Source organism: Citrobacter sp. S55_ASV_140, from assembly GCF_018919505.1.
Taxonomy (GTDB): Bacteria; Pseudomonadota; Gammaproteobacteria; order Enterobacterales; family Enterobacteriaceae; genus Citrobacter; species Citrobacter werkmanii.
In genome coordinates, this window is sequence record NZ_JAHLQZ010000410.1 from 1 (window position 1) to 862 (window position 862).

At 53.1% G+C, this 862-nt stretch carries 1 protein-coding gene and 1 pseudogene; one reads left to right on the forward strand and one right to left on the reverse strand.

The genetic code is table 11. From position 1 onward, the window contains the following. A partial coding sequence (locus KQJ18_RS24230) for a DeoR family transcriptional regulator (protein WP_216422989.1) occupies positions 1 to 698 on the forward strand: 698 nt, incomplete at its 5' end. Position 699: 1 nt separating this feature from the next. On the opposite strand, the pseudogene KQJ18_RS24235 reads toward KQJ18_RS24230, so the two are convergent. Then, a pseudogene (locus KQJ18_RS24235) lies at positions 700 to 862 on the reverse strand (acetolactate synthase small subunit); the annotation flags it as partial.

An 862-nucleotide genomic window follows, 5' to 3' on the forward strand; every position in this document is an offset into this window, starting at 1 on the left:
TGCTGGAAGTTTCCGTGATGACTATTCGTCGGGATCTCAGTCAGGATGACGAGCCGTTACCCCTCACGCTGCTCGGTGGTTACATTGTAATGGTGAACAAACCTGCTACCATCGTTAACGCGCCACTCCCCGCGCAAAAGCAGTATCACCGCGACGATTTACCGGTTGCCATTCTGGCAGCGGGACTGGTGAGTGAAAATGATCTGGTCTTTTTTGATAATGGTGCGGAAATGCCGTTGGTGGTCAGCATGATCCCGGACGATATTTCCTTTACCGGGATTTGCTACTCGCATCGGGTGTTTGTAGCGCTAAATGAAAAACCCAACGCCACAGCGATTCTTTGCGGGGGAACCTACCGGGCGAAAAGTGACGCCTTTTACGACACCAGCAATCCCTCCCCGCTGGATGCACTCAACCCACGGAAAGTCTTTATCTCCGCCAGCGGAATCCATGAGCATTTCGGCGTTAGCTGGTTCAATCCGGACGATCTGGCCACAAAACGCAAAGCGATGGAACGCGGATTACGTAAAATTCTGCTGACGCGCCACGCCCTGTTCGATGAGGTCGCCCCCGCCAGCATTGGTCCACTCTCCACCTTTGACGTACTGATAAGCGACCGTCCGTTACCGGCAGATTACGCAACCCACTGCCGGAACGGCTCTGTCAAAGTGATTACCCCGGATTCAGACGGCGACTAACTCACTCGAAGAAGACGGAGATTTTATTAAACATCGACGGGTCTGACTGGTTGCGGGCGACTTTCACCACATCTTCCAGTTTGTCGATCTGGCTTATCATCTGTTCCAGACGCTGATCGTCGTTGACCAGTAGCCAGATACGGCTCTTATCGCTGTCCTGGATC